The organism is Brevibacterium sp. W7.2, from assembly GCF_018137945.1.
In the GTDB taxonomy this organism is placed as follows: Bacteria; Actinomycetota; Actinomycetes; order Actinomycetales; family Brevibacteriaceae; genus Brevibacterium; species Brevibacterium sanguinis.
Genome location: NZ_CP073089.1, coordinates 695,884 through 711,121, shown reverse-complemented (window position 1 = coordinate 711,121; position 15,238 = coordinate 695,884). Strand labels below are relative to the sequence as shown.

Below are 15,238 nucleotides of genomic sequence, written 5' to 3'. Positions count from 1 at the left end.
GAGTGATGTACGAATTATTTAGATAATTTTCTCGAGTTTGAATTCATTACCTCAGCGATTTTCTCGCACCTCTCACCTCGGTGCACCGCCGAGAACAGGGCAGTTATTGCAGTTATCGCAAACACGATTGCAGACACGACCGCCTCCGAGCACACTGGTCCCTGTCCACCGATCTCTGCACTGTCCGCATCCAGAAGCGAGGGAACTGTCATGACCGCTGCCACTCAGTCCATCACCGCCGACGTCGCCATCGTCGGAGGGGGTGCCGCCGGCCTCGCCACGGCGATCGCGCTGGCGCGCTCCCTGCGCCGGGTCGTCGTCATCGACGCCGGTTCACCGCGCAACCGCACGAGCGCCCATGCCCACAATGTGCTCGGGCACGAGGGCATCAGCCCGCTCGATCTCGTCGCGAAGGGCCGGACGGAGGCTGAGGGTTACGGAGTCACGTTCATCGACGCCGCCGTGACCGGCGCACAGAGCACCCCCGCCGAGGCGGCTCGCCCCCACCAGGAGAATGCCCCGACCGATGTGCAGGCTCCCGCCGAGGCGGCACCCACCGTGACCGGCGCGCACAGCGCCCCCACCGAAGCAGCTCGCCCCCATCGATTCACCCTCGACACCTCAGCCGGCGTGCAAGTCTCTGCGCAGCACGTCGTCATCGCCACCGGCATCACCGATGAGCTACCGGACATCCCCGGTCTCGCCGAGGGATGGGGCGACACCGTCCTCCACTGCCCCTACTGCCACGGCTATGAGGTGCGCGGACAGAGCATCGGCGTCATCGGCACCACCGCCCTGTCGTACCACCAGGCGATGATGTTCTCCCAGCTCAGCGACCGGGTGACTTTCATCAGGCACGCTGCGCCGGAGCCGACGGCCGAGCAGGCGGCGATGCTCGACAACCTCGGCATCGCCTTCGTCGATGCGCAGGTCGACGCGGTGCACAGGACCGAGGCGGGCACCGAGGTGACGCTGAGGTCTGCCGCCACCGCCTCGGCGCTCACTGCCTCCGCGATCACCCTCGAAGCGCTGGCCGTCGGCCCGTTCTTCCGCGCCAACGGCGAGGTCTTCACCCAGCTCGGCGGCACGGTCGTCGAGGATCCGAGCGGCATGGGGTCAGCGATCACCGCGGATCCGACGGGCCGCACCGACGTCCCGGGTGTGTGGGCCGTCGGGAACGTCGCGGACATGTCTGCGATGCTCGGTGCGAGCGCGGCCAGCGGCGTGCGGGCCGGCGCGATGATCAACTACGAGCTCATCCAGAGCGCCCTCGCCGGCTGAGCCACGTCACCGGGCGGAACCTCATCCGACGGGCACACAGCCCAGCGCGCAACCCGGCACCCAACACAGTGCTCGGCGCACAGCTCAGCCCGCAATCAAGCACCCAGCCCAGCACTCAGCCCTCAGCTCAGTACTCCGCCTTGACGCAGAGCACGGGGCACACGGCGTCGATGATGACCTTCTGGACCGTCGATCCCAGGAGGAATTTGCCCACCGGGGTGCGCTTGCGGGTGCCGAGCACGACGAGCTGAGCCCCCACCTCGGCGGCGGTGGCGATGATCTGCTCCGCCGGGTCGAGTTCGCTGCCCGGGGAGCGGATCTCGCCGCTCACCCCCGCCTCGGCGAGGATGGACTCCACCTCCGCGACCTCCTTCTCACCGAGGCGGTGGGAGTCCCGCCGCACGACCGGCCTGGAGGCGTTGACGACGATGACGCTGCTGTCGTGCTTCTTCGCCTCCGCGATCGCGGTGTCGAGGGCCGCGCGCCCGTCCGGGGTGTTGACGTAGCCGACGATGATGGTCATGGTTCACCTTCGCATTCGGTTCGCTGCCGCCCGATCCGGGCGGACGTGAGCAGGGTAGGTGGGGCAGGGTTCGGTCGTGCCTCGCCGAGGCGGTCGGAGCGCTTCGCACGACCTCGCCGAGGCGGTCGGAACTCTTCCGCACGACCCTGACCGGGGAGGGCGACGCTCCCCCGCCGGCAGATCCGGGACGACACGGTCATCACGTGAGGTCGTCCGGGTGGCGGAAGCGGGTGCTGCGGCCCTTGACCGAGCGGTTCCACAGCCAGGTGATCGCCCAGAGGACCACGCCGATGCCAACGAGCGCCAGCGCGATCTGATACTGGATGAGATCGTCGAGGCGCGCCCACGGTCCGACGAGGAACGCGCACGTGAAGACGCCGAGCCACGGCAGGTAGGTCGGCGATCGGAAGTGCTCGTGATCGACCGGTTGGCGGCGCAGCACGAGCACTGCGACGTTGACGACCGCGAAGACGGTGAGGAGCAGCAGCGAGGTCGTGCCGCCGAGGGAGGCGGTGACGGTCTCGGGCAGGATGTTCGTCACCGCGACGATGAGGGCGAACGCGATGAGGGTCGTGAAGATGATCGACACCCACGGCGATCGGCGGTTCTTCAGCACCTTCGCGAACACCGGCGGCAGCACGTTCTGCTTCGCCATGCCGTAGAGGAGGCGGCTGGCCATGAGCATGTTGATGAGCGCCGAGTTCGCGACGGCGAACATCGTCATGAACGGGAAGATCGCGTCGATCGGGATCCCCGGCGCACCGGCGCGCACGACGTCGAGGAGCGGGGTCTCGCTCGTCGCGAGCTGACCGATCGGGACGGCCGCCACGGCGACGATCGAGACGAGGACGTAGATGACGCCGGTGATCGACAGGCCCGTGAGCATGATCTTCGGGAAGATCCGCGGATCCTTCGTCTCCTCGACCATGTTGACCGAGTCCTCGAAGCCGACCATCGAGAAGAAGGCGAGCGCTGTGGCTCCGGTGATCGCGAGGAACACGCTCTTGTCCTCGGCGGTCTCGAAGACGACGACGCGGGAGAAGTCGGCGGTGCCGGAGCCGAGGGCGAAGAAGCCGACGACGATGACGAGCAGGAGGCCGGTGAGTTCGATGAGGGTGAGGACGACGTTGAACCACACGCTCTCGGAGACCCCGCGCAGGTTGATCGCCGCGACGAGGGCGAGGAAGCCGAGCGCGATCCACATCACCCCGGTGCCCGAGATGTCCCAGCCGAAGCCGGCGACCATGTTCGCCGCGAAGACGTTCGACGCCGTCGACGCCGAGGTGATGCCCGAGCTGAGCACGGCGAAGGCGACGAGGAACGTGATGAAGTGGATCCCGAACGCCTTGTGCGCATAGAGCGCGGCACCGGCGGCGCGCGGGTACTTCGTGACGAGCTCCATGTACGAGCATGCCGTGATGAGTGCCACGGCGAAGGCGAGGAGGACCGGCGCCCACCCGGCTCCGCCGACCTGACCGGCGACGGTGCCGGTCAGGGCGTAGACGCCCGTGCCGAGGATGTCTCCGACGATGAAGAGGAGAAGCAGCTTGGGCCCCATCACCCGTTTCAGGGTCTCCGGCTGCTCACCGCCCTTCGAGGTGTCCGCTGACGCTGTCTCGCTGTGACTCACGATTCCTCCGTAGTCGTCTCGAGGCGCTCAGTCCGCAGTCGGTCACCCGCGCTGGTCACGGACCACGGTGAGGAACGCGGTGAAGAGCCTCTTCGCTTCGACGAGGCTGTCGCCCTCACGCTCCTCGGCCTCTCTTTCGAGTGTGTCCTTATTAAACCCCAGTTTGGCCAGCTTCTCCTCGTCCCACCGCGAGATATTCTGCGCGGTCGCCTCGGGATGGAACTGCGTGCCCCACGCCCGCCCGATTCGGAAGGCCTGGATGCGGCACGCTGGGCTCGTCGCGAGGAGCACCGCCTCGGCGTGGAGGTCGACGATCCGATCGACGTGGCTCTCGAGGAACGCGGGCCGCGCGGACACCGCGGAGAACACGGGATCCTCGGCGGCCGCCTCGGTGAGGTCGATCCATGTGTACCCCTTCTCCGGGGTTCCCGACTGCGCCTGCACGGTGCCGCCGGCGACGTGGGCGATGAGCTGCCCGCCGAGGCAGACGCCCAGCTGCGGGAGGTCGTTGTCGAGTGCGCGACGGACGAGGTCGGCTTCGCCGCGCAGCCAGGGAGCGCGGTCGGTCTCGTCGGGCATGAGTCCGCCGCCGAGGAGGATGAGGCCGTCGACGCGGTCGAGCTCGGTCGGTTCGGGCACCCCGGTCTCGGGAGCGATGCGGACGTCGGCGTCGATGCCGGCCTCGGCGAGCCAGTCGGCGAACTTCCCCGGCGGGGAGTCGACGTCGTTGACGATGACGAGGACGCGGGGTGCGGGTGAACTCGGCTGGGTCGGAGTGGAGGCGGTGCCCGGCGCAGCCTCGGTGGTCGCAGCGACGTCGGCCGCCGCGGTGGTCGCGGTGACGCCGGCGGCCGCCTCGGTGGTCGCGGTGACGGCGGTGGTCGCCCCGGCGCCCGCCCCAGCCCCCACTCCGGCCCCAGCCGCAGTCCTTGTCACGACTCCCCCAGGAACGACACGTACGCGTCCTCGTGCGCCTCGAGAACGCGCATGACGTTGTCGAAGCCGAGCTTGCGCAGGTCCGGCTCCGACCAGCCTCGGCGGGAGAGTTCGGCGAAGAGGTTCGGGTACTGGCCGGCGTCGCCGAGTCCGATCGGCAGCTCATCGACGCCGCAGATGTCCCCGCCGAGCCCGACGTGGTCGATGCCGATCCGCTCGCGCACGTAGTCGCAGTGGTCGGCGACATCGGCCACGGTCACCTTAGGCGCGGTGCCGGCCTCCCCGGCCTCCGCCCAGTCCCAGCGTTCGCGCGAGACGAACGACGGGACGAAGGTCATCATCGCCACTCCCCCGTTGCCGGGCAGGCGGTCGAGGACGTCGTCGGGGATGTTGCGCGGGTGCGGGTTGAGGCCGCGGGCGCACGAATGGCTGAAGATCACCGGCAGCGTGCTGAGGTCGAGGGACTGGTGCATGACGCTTGGCGCGACGTGGGAGAGGTCGACGATCATGCCGATCCGGTTCATCTCCGCCACGACCTCGCGGCCGAAGGCGGTGAGGCCGTCGTGCCGGGGTTCATCGGTCGCCGAGTCCGCCCACGAATGCGTCGTCGACCATGTCAGCGTCATGTACCGCGCGCCCGCGCGGGCATAGCTGCGCAGCATCGCCAGCGATTCGTCGATCTGCTGGCCGCCCTCGACGCCCATGAGCGAGGCGACGCGGCCGGCATCCCGGGCGGCGGCCACCTCGGCGGCGGTGCGGGTGAACTTCAGACGCTCGGGGTACGCGGCGACGAAGCGGCGGACCGCGTCGATCTGCTCCCACGTCGCGACGACGGCGTCGGCCCCGGTGATCGACGAATGGACGTACACCGACCAGAACTGCGCGGCGACATGACCGTCCCGCAGCTGATCCATCGTCGTGAACGGCGAGATCTGCGGGTCGTTGAGCCCGTCGACGCTGTAGTCGCGCTCCTCCCGCAACCACCATGCGAGGTCGTTGTGTCCGTCGAAGACGTCGATGCTCATCTGTGTCCTTTCGCGGCGGGGAGGGCGATCCTCGCCGAGGTGGTCGCGGGGTGGGGGCTTGTCGTCGGGTGGGGCTTGTCGCAGGGTCAGGCTTGTCGTCGGGTGGGGCTTGTCGCGGGGTCGGGCTAGTCGTTGCGTGGTCGCGGGCAGTGGGCGCGTGCGTACGCCCAGGTTACGCCTCCGGTGCCCCGATCAAGCGGCAGCGCGGATCTGTGTCCGTGCACGCGCCCACATCCGCACTGCCGCTTGATCGAGCGGGCCTGGGGTCGGCAGGGCCTGCGGTCGGGAGAGTCCGCACCGCACCGCGCGCCGGCCGGACGTGATGCCCCGGCGCAGGGTGGCGGGGCGAGTCCTGTGGCGGCGCGGCAGGGCCGGCGCTCCGCGTCACCCGAGGCCGGACATGATCTGCGCCGAGGCGAGGCCGAGGAAGGTCCCGAGGAACGTTCCCATGAGCGCGAAGAGCACGCCGACGGGCACGAGCTGGCGATTGAATGCCCCGGCCACCACCGGCGCCGAGGCGATGCCGCCGATGTTCGCGGTGCTCGCCACGGCGATGCTGAAGAGCTCGGTCTTCGTCAGCTTCGCGTAGACGAGCATGATGGCGGCGTGGACGACGATGACGATGAGACCGGCGACGAGGTAGAGCGGGGCCTGCGTGAGCGAGGTGAAGTCGGAGCCCGAGGCGATGATGCCGATGATGATGTAGAGCATGATCGTTGCGAGTTCGCTCGAGCCGCGCACCCGGCCGAACCGCGTCGAGCCGATGATGAGCCCGAGGACGCTGACGATGAGGATCGTCCACGTCGAGGCGTTGATGACGGTGCCGATCTCCGGCAGCAGCTCGCCCGCTCGGATCGCGAGGGCGGAGACGAGAAGGGCGAATCCGAGGAGCCCGAAGAGCGCGGGCATCGTCAGCGGCTTCTCCTCGTCCTCGGCCGTCGAGGCGACCTCGAGCTTCGAGGTGTCCGCCTTCGTCTGGCGGTTGAAGCGGTCGGAGACCGTCACGGACGAGAAGATCAGCAGCAGCCAGAACGAGTAGATGACGGTGTCGACGATGAGCACGTACCCGAAGACGTCCTCGGGCGCCTGGAGGATCTCCTGCACCGCGACCATGTTCGCCGACCCGCCCGTCCACGACGCGTTCAGGGCACCGAGCGCCTTCCACGCCTCGGGGTCGAGGACCGAGCGGAGGATGAGATAGCTGACGAGGAAGCCGGCGACGATGCTCGCGGCGGTCACGGCGAACGTGAGGAGCAGCTTGGGACCGAGCCGGATGATCTGCCGGATGTCGCACTTGAAGAGGAGAAGGAGGATCATCGCCGGCAGCAGGGCCGTGCGCAGGCCGTCGCCCACCTCGGTGACGGAGTCGGAGTGGTCGAAGACGCCGACCGTGTTGAGCAGGGCCGCGATGATGTAGAGGAAGACGAAGCCGGGCACGTAGGCGAAGATCCGGAAGCGGCCGCTGTGGCCGGCGATGACGAGGGCGGCGGCGATCGCGATGAGCACGCTGATGAAGAGGAAGCCGTCGGAGATCATGGGGTGGTCCTTCAGTCGGGGAAGCAGTGGGGCTGGGTTGTCAGTGGTGCTGGGCGGGTGGCTGGGCTTGGTAGCCGGTGGCGCTGGGTGGTCGGTGGCGCTGTCAGAGGAAGCGGTGGATGGCGTCACCGGCGGCGCGCATGACCGGCATGACCTCGACGACGCGGTCCGTCCCCTTCTCCCAGTTCGCGAAGACCGCGTAGGCGACCCGGCGCCGAGGCGTCATGACGATGCCCGCGTCCGCGCGGATCGAACTGTCCGTCCCGGTCTTGTTCCACACCCAGACATCACGCTGATAGTGGTAGTGGGCGAGCGGATCGAGGTCGAACGCCGAGGCGACCATCGAGGTGTCCGCGCCGGCACCCAGCCAGCGACGGAAGATCTCATTCGTCGACTCGTCCCAGAACTCGTCCGCGGCGTGGCGGGCCATGAAGTCGCTGAGCTCGGCGGCGGTGCCGGTCGACAGGGTGCGCGGGGCCTGCGCGGGCCGCGGCCAGCGGAGGAAGTCATGGAGCCCGGAGTTCCGGTAGCCGAGTGCGGCGACCTGCCGGGCGACGTTCTCGAGTCCGACGCGGCGGATGAGGACGTTGGTCGCGAAGTTGTCGCTGAACGCCCCGATGAGGACCGCGACGTCGTAGATGCTCAGGTCGTTCTGCTCCATGAGGTACCAGATGCCCGACTCGTCGACGCGCTCCGATGGTCTGCGGCTCAGCCGCTCCGCGAGGTCGAGCGTCCCGTCGACGGACATCTGCAGAGCTGTGTGGAGGAGGAAGACCTTGCCCATGCTCGCGGTGTCGAGCTCGTCCTCGGCATGGTGCGCGAAGACCCGCTCCCCGCTGTCGACGTCGAAGGCGAGCGCGCTGAAGCGCACCCCGGGCAAACTGTCGAAGCCGATGTCGCTCGTCGTCTCATTCATCTCGTCGCCCTCCGACTTCTCTGCTCGTTGATCCGTCTCTGTTCGTTCATCCGTCTGTTATCGCTCATCGTTCGACCCACATCCGCGGCCGCTGCCCCATCCGCGCCTCGAGTCTCACGTCGACGCCGAGCGGGGTGCTCGGCGCATCGGGGTCGTGGCCGAACCCCATCTCCGAGACGATCGGGATCCCCGCCTCGCCGAGGAAGTCGAGGACGAGAGCCTCGATCTCGTCGATCGGCGCGCAGTCGATCCACGACCCGAGGACGAGGGCATCCGCCGAGGCGAACCACCCGCCGCGGACGAGCTGGACGAGGAGGTTGTCGAGACGGTAGAGCTCTTCATCGACGTCCTCGAGCATCGCGATCGCCGGTCCTCGAGTCGCACGCCGGGTGCGGACGTCGGCAAGTTCCGGGCTGCCCAGGCCCGCCGCGACGAGACTGAGGTTGCCGCCGACGAACCGCCCGACCGCCGTGCCCGGCACGAGTGTCCGCGCGCGAGTGACTGGAGTGGTGTCCGCAGACGTGGTGTCCGCGGACGTGCCGTCCGACTGGGCCTGCGAGCGCGAGTCCCGCAATCCCCAGGACGAAATGGTCCGAGAATCGGCCGAATTCTCCGACCATTTCGTCCTCGAGTCGTCGCCGGCAGCGCCGGTTCGCGAGGCGGTGGCGTCCGCTGGCGATCTCCCGGACGCAGAGTGTCGATTCTCGCGCCCCGCATCGACACTTTGCGTCCTCGATTCGGGCCGAGCGGCGCCGCCGGGGGCGCTGGGGTGCGCGTGTGCGGCTTCCTCCGGAGTGCCGGGGTTCGAGGTCTGTGCGTCCGGGGCCCCGGTCGCGTCGGGCGGGAAGCCGAGTTCGCGCCCGCCCCAGGGGGCGAAGAGCCACGAGGCCACCTCGGCGGGGACGACGGTCGACTCCTTGAACGGGTCGTTGCCGGGCATCGGACAGAAGAGCGTCGCGACGCCGAGGTGGTGGTCCCAGGCCTGGTGAAGCGCGGTGATGTCCGAGGACCCGGTGAGCAGCTTGGGTCGTCCGTCGGGGCGCAGTCCGTGGCGGGCCAGGTGGGCGAAGTCGAGGCCGTCGAGCAGTCGCATCGCCCCGTAGCCCCCGCGCAGTGCGATGACCGCCGCGGCCGTGGGGTCGCACCACGCGTCGACGAGGTCGGCGCGGCGCTGCTCATCGGTGCCGGCGAGGTAGTTGACGCGCGGATGCCGGGCGCGCAGATGAGCGCCCGGTACGACGTTGAGACCCCACGCCTCGAGCTGGGAGATCGCCCGCTGCAGCGAGTCCTCGTCCGCGGGGCCCGAGGGGGCGATGAGACGCACGGTGTCCCCGGGGACCAGAGGCGCGGAATCGAGGTAGGGGCTGGTCATGCGTCGTCGGTTCCCGCAGGATCCGCGGTCCGCTGCGCCGAGACGCCCTGCGCGGTGGCGTCTGGTGCGGTCACACCCGGTGCCGCGCCATCCGACGACGCAGCACCTCCCGGCACCGTCGCACCCGACCGGACGAGGCTCTGGCTGCCCAGGCGGGGCACGGCGGCGAGGAGTTCGCGCGTGTAGGCGTGCTGGGGGTCGGCGAGGACCGTGTCGACGGGTCCGTATTCGACGATCTCTCCCTGCTTCATCACCGCCACCGTATCAGCGATGTTCCAGGCCAGGCCCAGGTCGTGGGTGATGATGAGCGCACTCATCCCGAGGTTCTTCTTCAGCGCGAGGAAGAGGGAGAGGATCTCTCCGCGCACCGAGGCGTCGAGGGAGGCGACCGGCTCGTCGGCGAGGAGGACCTGTGGGTCGAGCGCGAGGGCACCGGCGATGACGACGCGCTGCCGCTGACCGCCGGAGAGCTCCTGCGGAATCGACTCGAGGTAGTCCGCAGCCGGGGTCAGTTCCGCGGCCTCGAGCGCTCCGATGACCTTCGCGTACTCGTCCTCGGTCAGCCCCTGGACCTGGAGTCCCTCGGCGACGGCTTCGTAGACGCTGCGCTTCGGATTGAGCGACCCCGACGGGTCCTGGAGGACCATCTGCACCTGGCGTCGGAATGCCCGCAGGTCCTTGGCCTTCGTCGGCAGCGGCCGGCCGGCGAAGGCGATCCGCGATCCCGGGTCGGTCTCCTGCAGACCGAGGAGTGAGCGCGCCAGCGTCGTCTTCCCCGACCCCGACTGACCGACGACGGCGAGGATCTCGGCCCTGCGCAGGGCGAGGTCGACGCCGTGGACGGCTCTCTCCCGACCCTGCCGGGTGTCGAAGGTGACGCTGAGGTTCTGCGCCTCGAGCACCACCTCGTCGGTCATCGTGAACGGGTCGGTCAGCCGCACCTCGGCGGGTTTGGCGGTCCGCGGACGCAGCCGCGACTCCTCGTCCCCGATCTGCGGGAACGCCCCGGCCAGCTGCTTGGTGTACTCCTCCCGGGGGCGCAGGCACACGTCGTCGCTGGGACCGTATTCGACGATCCGGCCGTCCTTCATGATCGCGAGGTTCTCGCACACCGCGGAGAGCACGGCGAGATCGTGGCTGATCATCAGCAGCGAGATGCCGCGGTCGGCGACGAGGTCGGCGAGCCCGGTGAGGATCTGCTTCTGCACGATGACGTCGAGGGCGGTGGTCGGCTCGTCGGCGATGATGATGTCGGGTTCGCACGCAAGCGCCATCGCGATCATGATCCGCTGCTTCTGCCCGCCCGAGAGCTCGTGCGGGTAGGCCTCGGCCTTCGCCGGGTCGAGGTCGACCTCGCGGAGGAGCTCGAGCATCCGCGCCCGACGCTTCTCGGGCGTCGTCCACGTGCCCTTGGCGTGGTGTTCGAGGGCTTCGATGATCTGCCGGCCGACCCGGCGGACGGGGTTGAGGGAGTGGAGTGCGCCCTGGAAGACGATCGACGCCTGCGCCCAGCGCACTGCACGGATCTGCCCGAAGCTGAGATCGGAGATGTCCTGGCCGCCGAGGCGGACGTGCCCGGTCACCTTCGCCGACTTCGGCAGCAGCCGCAGCGCGGACATCACGAGCGTCGACTTCCCCGAGCCCGACTCACCGGCGATGCCGAGGGTCGACCCGCTCGGCAGGTCGAGGCTGACGTCGATGACGGCGGGCACGTCGCCGCGCGAGGACGAGGAGCGGTAGGTGATCGAGACGTCGTCGAAGCTGAGATCGGTCATCGGCTGCTCCTCAGGGTCGGATTGATGATCGCTTCGAGCGCCCGGCCGACCATCGTGAACGCGAGGACGACGAGGAGGATCGCGATGCCCGGCGGCAGCACGTACCACCAGTATCCCGAGGTCGCCGCCGAGGCGTCCATCGAGTTCTTGAGGATCGTCCCCCACGATTCCGAACCCGGGTCCCCGAGGCCGAGGAACGCGAGCGTCGACTCCGCGATGATCGCGCTGCCGACCATGAGCGTCGTGTTCGCGAGCACGAGCGGCATGACCGCGGGCAGCAGGTGCTTGACGAGGATGTGCCGATGTCCGGCACCGAGGATGCGCGCCCGTTCGATGTAGAGCCGGGATTCGACGCTGAGGGTCTGCGAGCGCACGATCCGGGCCGTCGACGCCCACGAGGCGATGCCGATCGCGACGACGATCGTGAAGACCCCGCGGTCGAGGACGGTGGAGAGGACGATGGCGAGCAGCAGGGAGGGCAGGACGAGGAAGAAGTCGATGAGGCGCATGACGACGGCCCCGACGATGCCGGTGAAGTGTCCGCCGGCCAAGCCCATGAGCGTGCCGATGACCATCGACATCAGGGTCGCGGCGACGCCGACGAGGAGGGAGACGCGCGAGCCCCAGACGATGCGCGCCCAGATCTCGCGGCCGAGGTCGTCGGTGCCGAGCGGGTGGGCGAGGCTCGGCGGGGCGTAGCGCGGAACGTCGAGCTGCTTCGTCACGTCGAGCATCGAGGCCGGAGCGATGACGGGAGCGAAGATCGCCATGAGGACGAAGAGGAGGAGGACGATCGCCCCGATCATCGCCGGGGTGTCGGTGCGGAAGGCGCGCCAGTTGCGGCGGAGACTGCGCAGACGGCGTTCGCGGACGAGCTTCGCACTGTCGAAGCCGGCGGCACCGCCGCGGGTGGCAGCAGACCGTCCGGGCTCGGTGCCCGGGGACTGTGCGGACCCGGTCGTCGGGGACGATGCGGGCTGGGTGCCCGGGGTCGATGCGGTTCCGGGGGCCGCCTCGGCGCGGTGATCGTTGTCCATCACGCTCTCCTCACTCTCGGATCGAGCCAGCGGTAGACGAGGTCGGCGGCGAGGTTCATGACGATGATGATCGCGGAGAACACGACGAACGTGCCCTGGAGGAGGGGCAGGTCGGGGCCGCTGATCGCGTCGAAGGTGAGTTTGCCGAGGCCCGGCCAGGAGAAGATCGCTTCGACGGTGACGGCACCGGCGATGAGTCCGCCGAGGTGGAGGAAGACGACCGTGACCGTGGGCAGGAGCGCGTTGGGCACGGCATGTCGGCGGCGGACTTCGTCCTCGGTGAGGCCCTTCGCGCGGGCGGTCGTGAGGTAGTCCTCGGACATCTCCTCGATGAGGGAGGCGCGCATGACCATGAGGAACTGCGCGTAGACGACGGCGACGAGGGTGATGACCGGGAGGATGAGGTGGCGGATGACGTCGATGATCGCCTCCGGTGACCACGGGTCGAGTCCGGGCGTGATCATCCCGCCGGTCGGCAGCCATTGGAGGGTGCCGCCGAAGACCATGAGGAGGATGAGGCCGAGCCAGAACGTCGGGACCGACCAGAAGACGATGGCGGTGGAGGAGGCGAGCTTGTCGAAGAGCGAGTTGCGCCGCCACGCCGAGAGCTGTCCGAGCCAGAGGCCAAGCACGATCGCGATGACCGCGGCGGTGGCGGTGAGGAGCAGGGTCGGGCCGAGGTATTCGCCGATGAGCGCGGACACGGGTTTGCGGTAGACGTAGCTCTCGCCGAGGTTGCCCGTGACGATGCCGACGAGGTAGTCCCAGAACTGGACGATGAGCGGTTTGTCGAGGCCGTATTGGCTGCGCAGCTCGGCGATCTGGGCCGGGCTCATCGGCCGTTCCTTGGCGATCTTGAGGACCGGGTCGCCGGGCAGCAGCCGGAAGGCGAAGAAGCCGAGGACGATGACGAGGACCATCGAGATCGCCGAGCCGCCGAGTTTGCGGAGGAAGTACGCGGCGAACGAGGCGCTCTTCGGCGGTTCGTCGGTGTCGATGGGGGTGCCGAGACCGTCGACGGCGGGGCCCGTGCTGGCGGGGCCGGTGGTGCCGGGTCCGCTGGTGCCGGGGTGCGAGGTCCCGGGATCGCCGGGACCGGAGGGATTGTTCGTCGATGCTGTCACGGGTGCGCTCCTGATGGAGAGGGGGCCGCTCCGGCCACCGCCGCGGTGGTGCTCGTGCAGTGTGGTCCGGTGCGTGGTCTGCCGGCGGTGACCGGAGCGGCCGAGGTGGGACGGGTCGACTACTCGCGGTCGTCGGCGTTCCTGCGCCCGCGGGTGGCGAACCAGAGGACTCCGCCACCGCCGACGATGACGGCGATCGCGATGCCGATCCAGGCGCCCGCGCTCAGTCCGCCTCCCTCAGAGGCACCGGCGGCTTCGCTCGCGGGTTCGACCGAGGTGTAACCCCAGTAGCCGACCTGGTTGGCGATTGCACCGCCGTCGCTCGGCTGCTTCGTGAAGCCGGTGAACTTGTCCGCGCGGTAGGCCTCGAGCTGGTTGGGGTACCAGAGCACGATCGAGGGAGTGTCCTCGTAGTTGATCTCGAGGGCCTGACGGACGAGGTCGGCGCGCTTGCCCTCGTCGAGTTCGATGTGCTGGGCCTGGTAGAGCTTGTCGAACTCGGGGTTGCAGTAGCCGTCCTGCGTGGTGCCGCCGTTGCCTTCGGCGTCGGGGCGGTTGCCGCACGTGTTGATGCTCAGCTGGTAGTCCGGATCGGGGTTGATCGACCAGCCGGAGAAGTAGAGGTCGTAGTCGCCCTTCGTGGTGAGCTCGGAGACGGTGTCGGAGTCGCTCGATTCGTTCTTCAGCTGGATGCCGATGTCCTTCATCCACGGCTCGAGGAACTTCGCGGTGTTCTGCTCGATCGGCTCGGCAGCGTCGGTGAGGAAGCGGAGTTCGAGCTTCTTGCCGTCCTTCTCCCGGATTCCGTCGGCACCGGGGGTCCACCCGGCTTCGTCGAGGAGGGATTTCGCCTTCTCGACGTCGAACCCGGTGATCACAGGGTCATCGGCGGGCAGAGCCCAGGTCGAGTACACCGAGGGGATGAAGCTCGTCGCGGGCTGGGCGTAGTCCTGCATGACCTGCTTGCGCAGAGTCTCGGTGTCGATGCCGGCGCGGATCGCCTGCCGGACCTTCACGTCCTTGAGCGCCTCGTTGCCGGTGCCGAACTCCTTGCCCTCGGCGTCGGCGAGGCCGGAGTTGATGGAGATGCTGTTGAAGCGGCGGCCGCGGCCGTCGTTGAGTTCGACGCCGTCGGCGCCTTCGAGGGCGGTGAACTGCTCCGGGGAGAGCAGGGTGATCATGTCGACCTCACCCGAGCGGACGGCCTGCACCTGAGCGTCGGAGTTCGTGTAGTACCGGTACTGGATGCCGTCGAGCTTGGGCTTGCCGCGCCAGAAGTTCGGGTTGGCCTTGAGCGTGACCGATTTGTTCGCCTCGTAGCTCTCGAGCTGGAAGGGTCCCGAGCCGACGGTGTTCGCATCGTTCTTGAACTCGCCCGGGTTGTCGATTGTCGACCAGATGTGCTCGGGGACGATGGGGATCTCCTGGCCGGGATTGTTCGCCTGCGGGTTCTTCAGCGTGATGACGACGGTCCCGTCGTCGGGCGCTTCGACCTTCTCGAAGTTCTCGACGAGGCTGCCGTTGGCGACCGCGAGATCCTCGTTCTCCATCATCTGCGTGTAGGTCCACGCGACGTCGTTCGCCGTCAGGGGTTGACCGTCGGACCACTTCATGTCCGGGCGGATGCTGTACGTCCACACCTTGCCGTCGTCGTCGGTCGACCATTCGGTCGCCAGGCCCTCGGTGATCGAACCGTCCTTCGCGTCGTTGGCGACGAGGTTCTCGTACATGTAGCGGAAGGTGTTCGTCGGGAGGAGGTAGAAGGAGGTGAACGGGTTGAATGAGTCGATGAAGCCGTCGGTGGCGATGCGCAGCGTCGTCGCATCCGCGGTGCCGCCGTCGGTCGGTTGGGGTTCTGTCGTCTGAGCGCTTGCCGGTGCCGTCGCCAGCCCGGCGGCGAGCGCGATCGCGGCAAGTCCCGCGACCGTTCTGCCGAGCCCCCTGCGCAGCGTGCTGTGGGTGAACATCATCGTCCTTCCGGTCGTCATCGAACCATCGGCGCAGGTGAGACCCTGCTCACATCTCATCCTAGGACGCAATGCGGGCTGAGGGACGGAAATGCGCGCCGTGGCTCGCTCCCTTT

Annotated in this window: 12 protein-coding genes; 1 reads left to right on the top strand and 11 read right to left on the bottom strand. The window is 68.6% G+C overall.

Going from position 1 to position 15,238, the window contains the following annotated elements; genetic code table 11:
- Positions 1 to 210: 210 nt before the first annotated feature.
- A complete protein-coding gene (locus J9315_RS03060) occupies positions 211 to 1,281 on the top strand; it encodes an NAD(P)/FAD-dependent oxidoreductase (protein ID WP_198499628.1) in 1,071 nt (356 codons plus the stop codon).
- A gap of 127 nt (positions 1,282 to 1,408) precedes the next feature.
- Here the strand turns inward: J9315_RS03060 and J9315_RS03055 are convergent, their stop codons facing one another.
- From J9315_RS03055 to J9315_RS03000, 11 genes are all read right to left on the bottom strand, one after another.
- Complete coding sequence (locus J9315_RS03055; protein WP_198499629.1) at positions 1,409 to 1,804, bottom strand: universal stress protein; 396 nt, start codon at positions 1,802 to 1,804, stop codon at positions 1,409 to 1,411.
- A gap of 199 nt (positions 1,805 to 2,003) precedes the next feature.
- Complete coding sequence (locus J9315_RS03050) at positions 2,004 to 3,434, bottom strand: APC family permease (protein ID WP_198499630.1); 1,431 nt, start codon at positions 3,432 to 3,434, stop codon at positions 2,004 to 2,006.
- A gap of 42 nt (positions 3,435 to 3,476) precedes the next feature.
- Positions 3,477 to 4,370, bottom strand: coding sequence for a type 1 glutamine amidotransferase (locus J9315_RS03045; protein ID WP_232623699.1), 894 nt, complete (start codon positions 4,368 to 4,370; stop codon positions 3,477 to 3,479).
- Positions 4,367 to 5,395 (bottom strand): dipeptidase, encoded by a 1,029-nt coding sequence (locus J9315_RS03040; RefSeq protein ID WP_211978778.1) that lies wholly within the window; start codon positions 5,393 to 5,395, stop codon positions 4,367 to 4,369. Before J9315_RS03040 ends, J9315_RS03045 begins: the two co-directional genes overlap by 4 nt.
- 384 nt (positions 5,396 to 5,779) lie before the next feature.
- Positions 5,780 to 6,931: a DUF819 family protein gene (locus J9315_RS03035; RefSeq protein WP_211978777.1), complete on the bottom strand. Its 1,152-nt coding sequence runs from the start codon at positions 6,929 to 6,931 to the stop codon at positions 5,780 to 5,782.
- A 103-nt stretch (positions 6,932 to 7,034) separates the two neighbouring features.
- A complete protein-coding gene (locus J9315_RS03030) occupies positions 7,035 to 7,847 on the bottom strand; it encodes a serine hydrolase (protein ID WP_198499633.1) in 813 nt (270 codons plus the stop codon).
- Positions 7,848 to 7,911: 64 nt separating this feature from the next.
- Positions 7,912 to 9,219, bottom strand: a complete 1,308-nt coding sequence (locus tag J9315_RS17410; RefSeq protein WP_232623700.1) for an LD-carboxypeptidase — start codon at positions 9,217 to 9,219, stop codon at positions 7,912 to 7,914.
- Positions 9,216 to 10,994, bottom strand: coding sequence for an ABC transporter ATP-binding protein (locus J9315_RS03015; RefSeq protein ID WP_198499634.1), 1,779 nt, complete (start codon positions 10,992 to 10,994; stop codon positions 9,216 to 9,218). Before J9315_RS03015 ends, J9315_RS17410 begins: the two co-directional genes overlap by 4 nt.
- A complete protein-coding gene (locus J9315_RS03010) occupies positions 10,991 to 12,031 on the bottom strand; it encodes an ABC transporter permease (protein WP_198499635.1) in 1,041 nt (346 codons plus the stop codon). Before J9315_RS03010 ends, J9315_RS03015 begins: the two co-directional genes overlap by 4 nt.
- The gene (locus J9315_RS03005) at positions 12,031 to 13,155 is read right to left on the bottom strand and encodes an ABC transporter permease (RefSeq protein WP_249121007.1); all 1,125 of its coding nucleotides are present in this window, start codon (positions 13,153 to 13,155) and stop codon (positions 12,031 to 12,033) included. Before J9315_RS03005 ends, J9315_RS03010 begins: the two co-directional genes overlap by 1 nt.
- Before the next feature lie 119 nt (positions 13,156 to 13,274).
- Positions 13,275 to 15,143 carry an ABC transporter substrate-binding protein gene (locus tag J9315_RS03000; RefSeq protein WP_249121006.1) on the bottom strand — a complete coding sequence of 623 codons (1,869 nt, stop codon included), beginning with the start codon at positions 15,141 to 15,143 and terminating at the stop codon, positions 13,275 to 13,277.
- Positions 15,144 to 15,238: the final 95 nt, after the last annotated feature.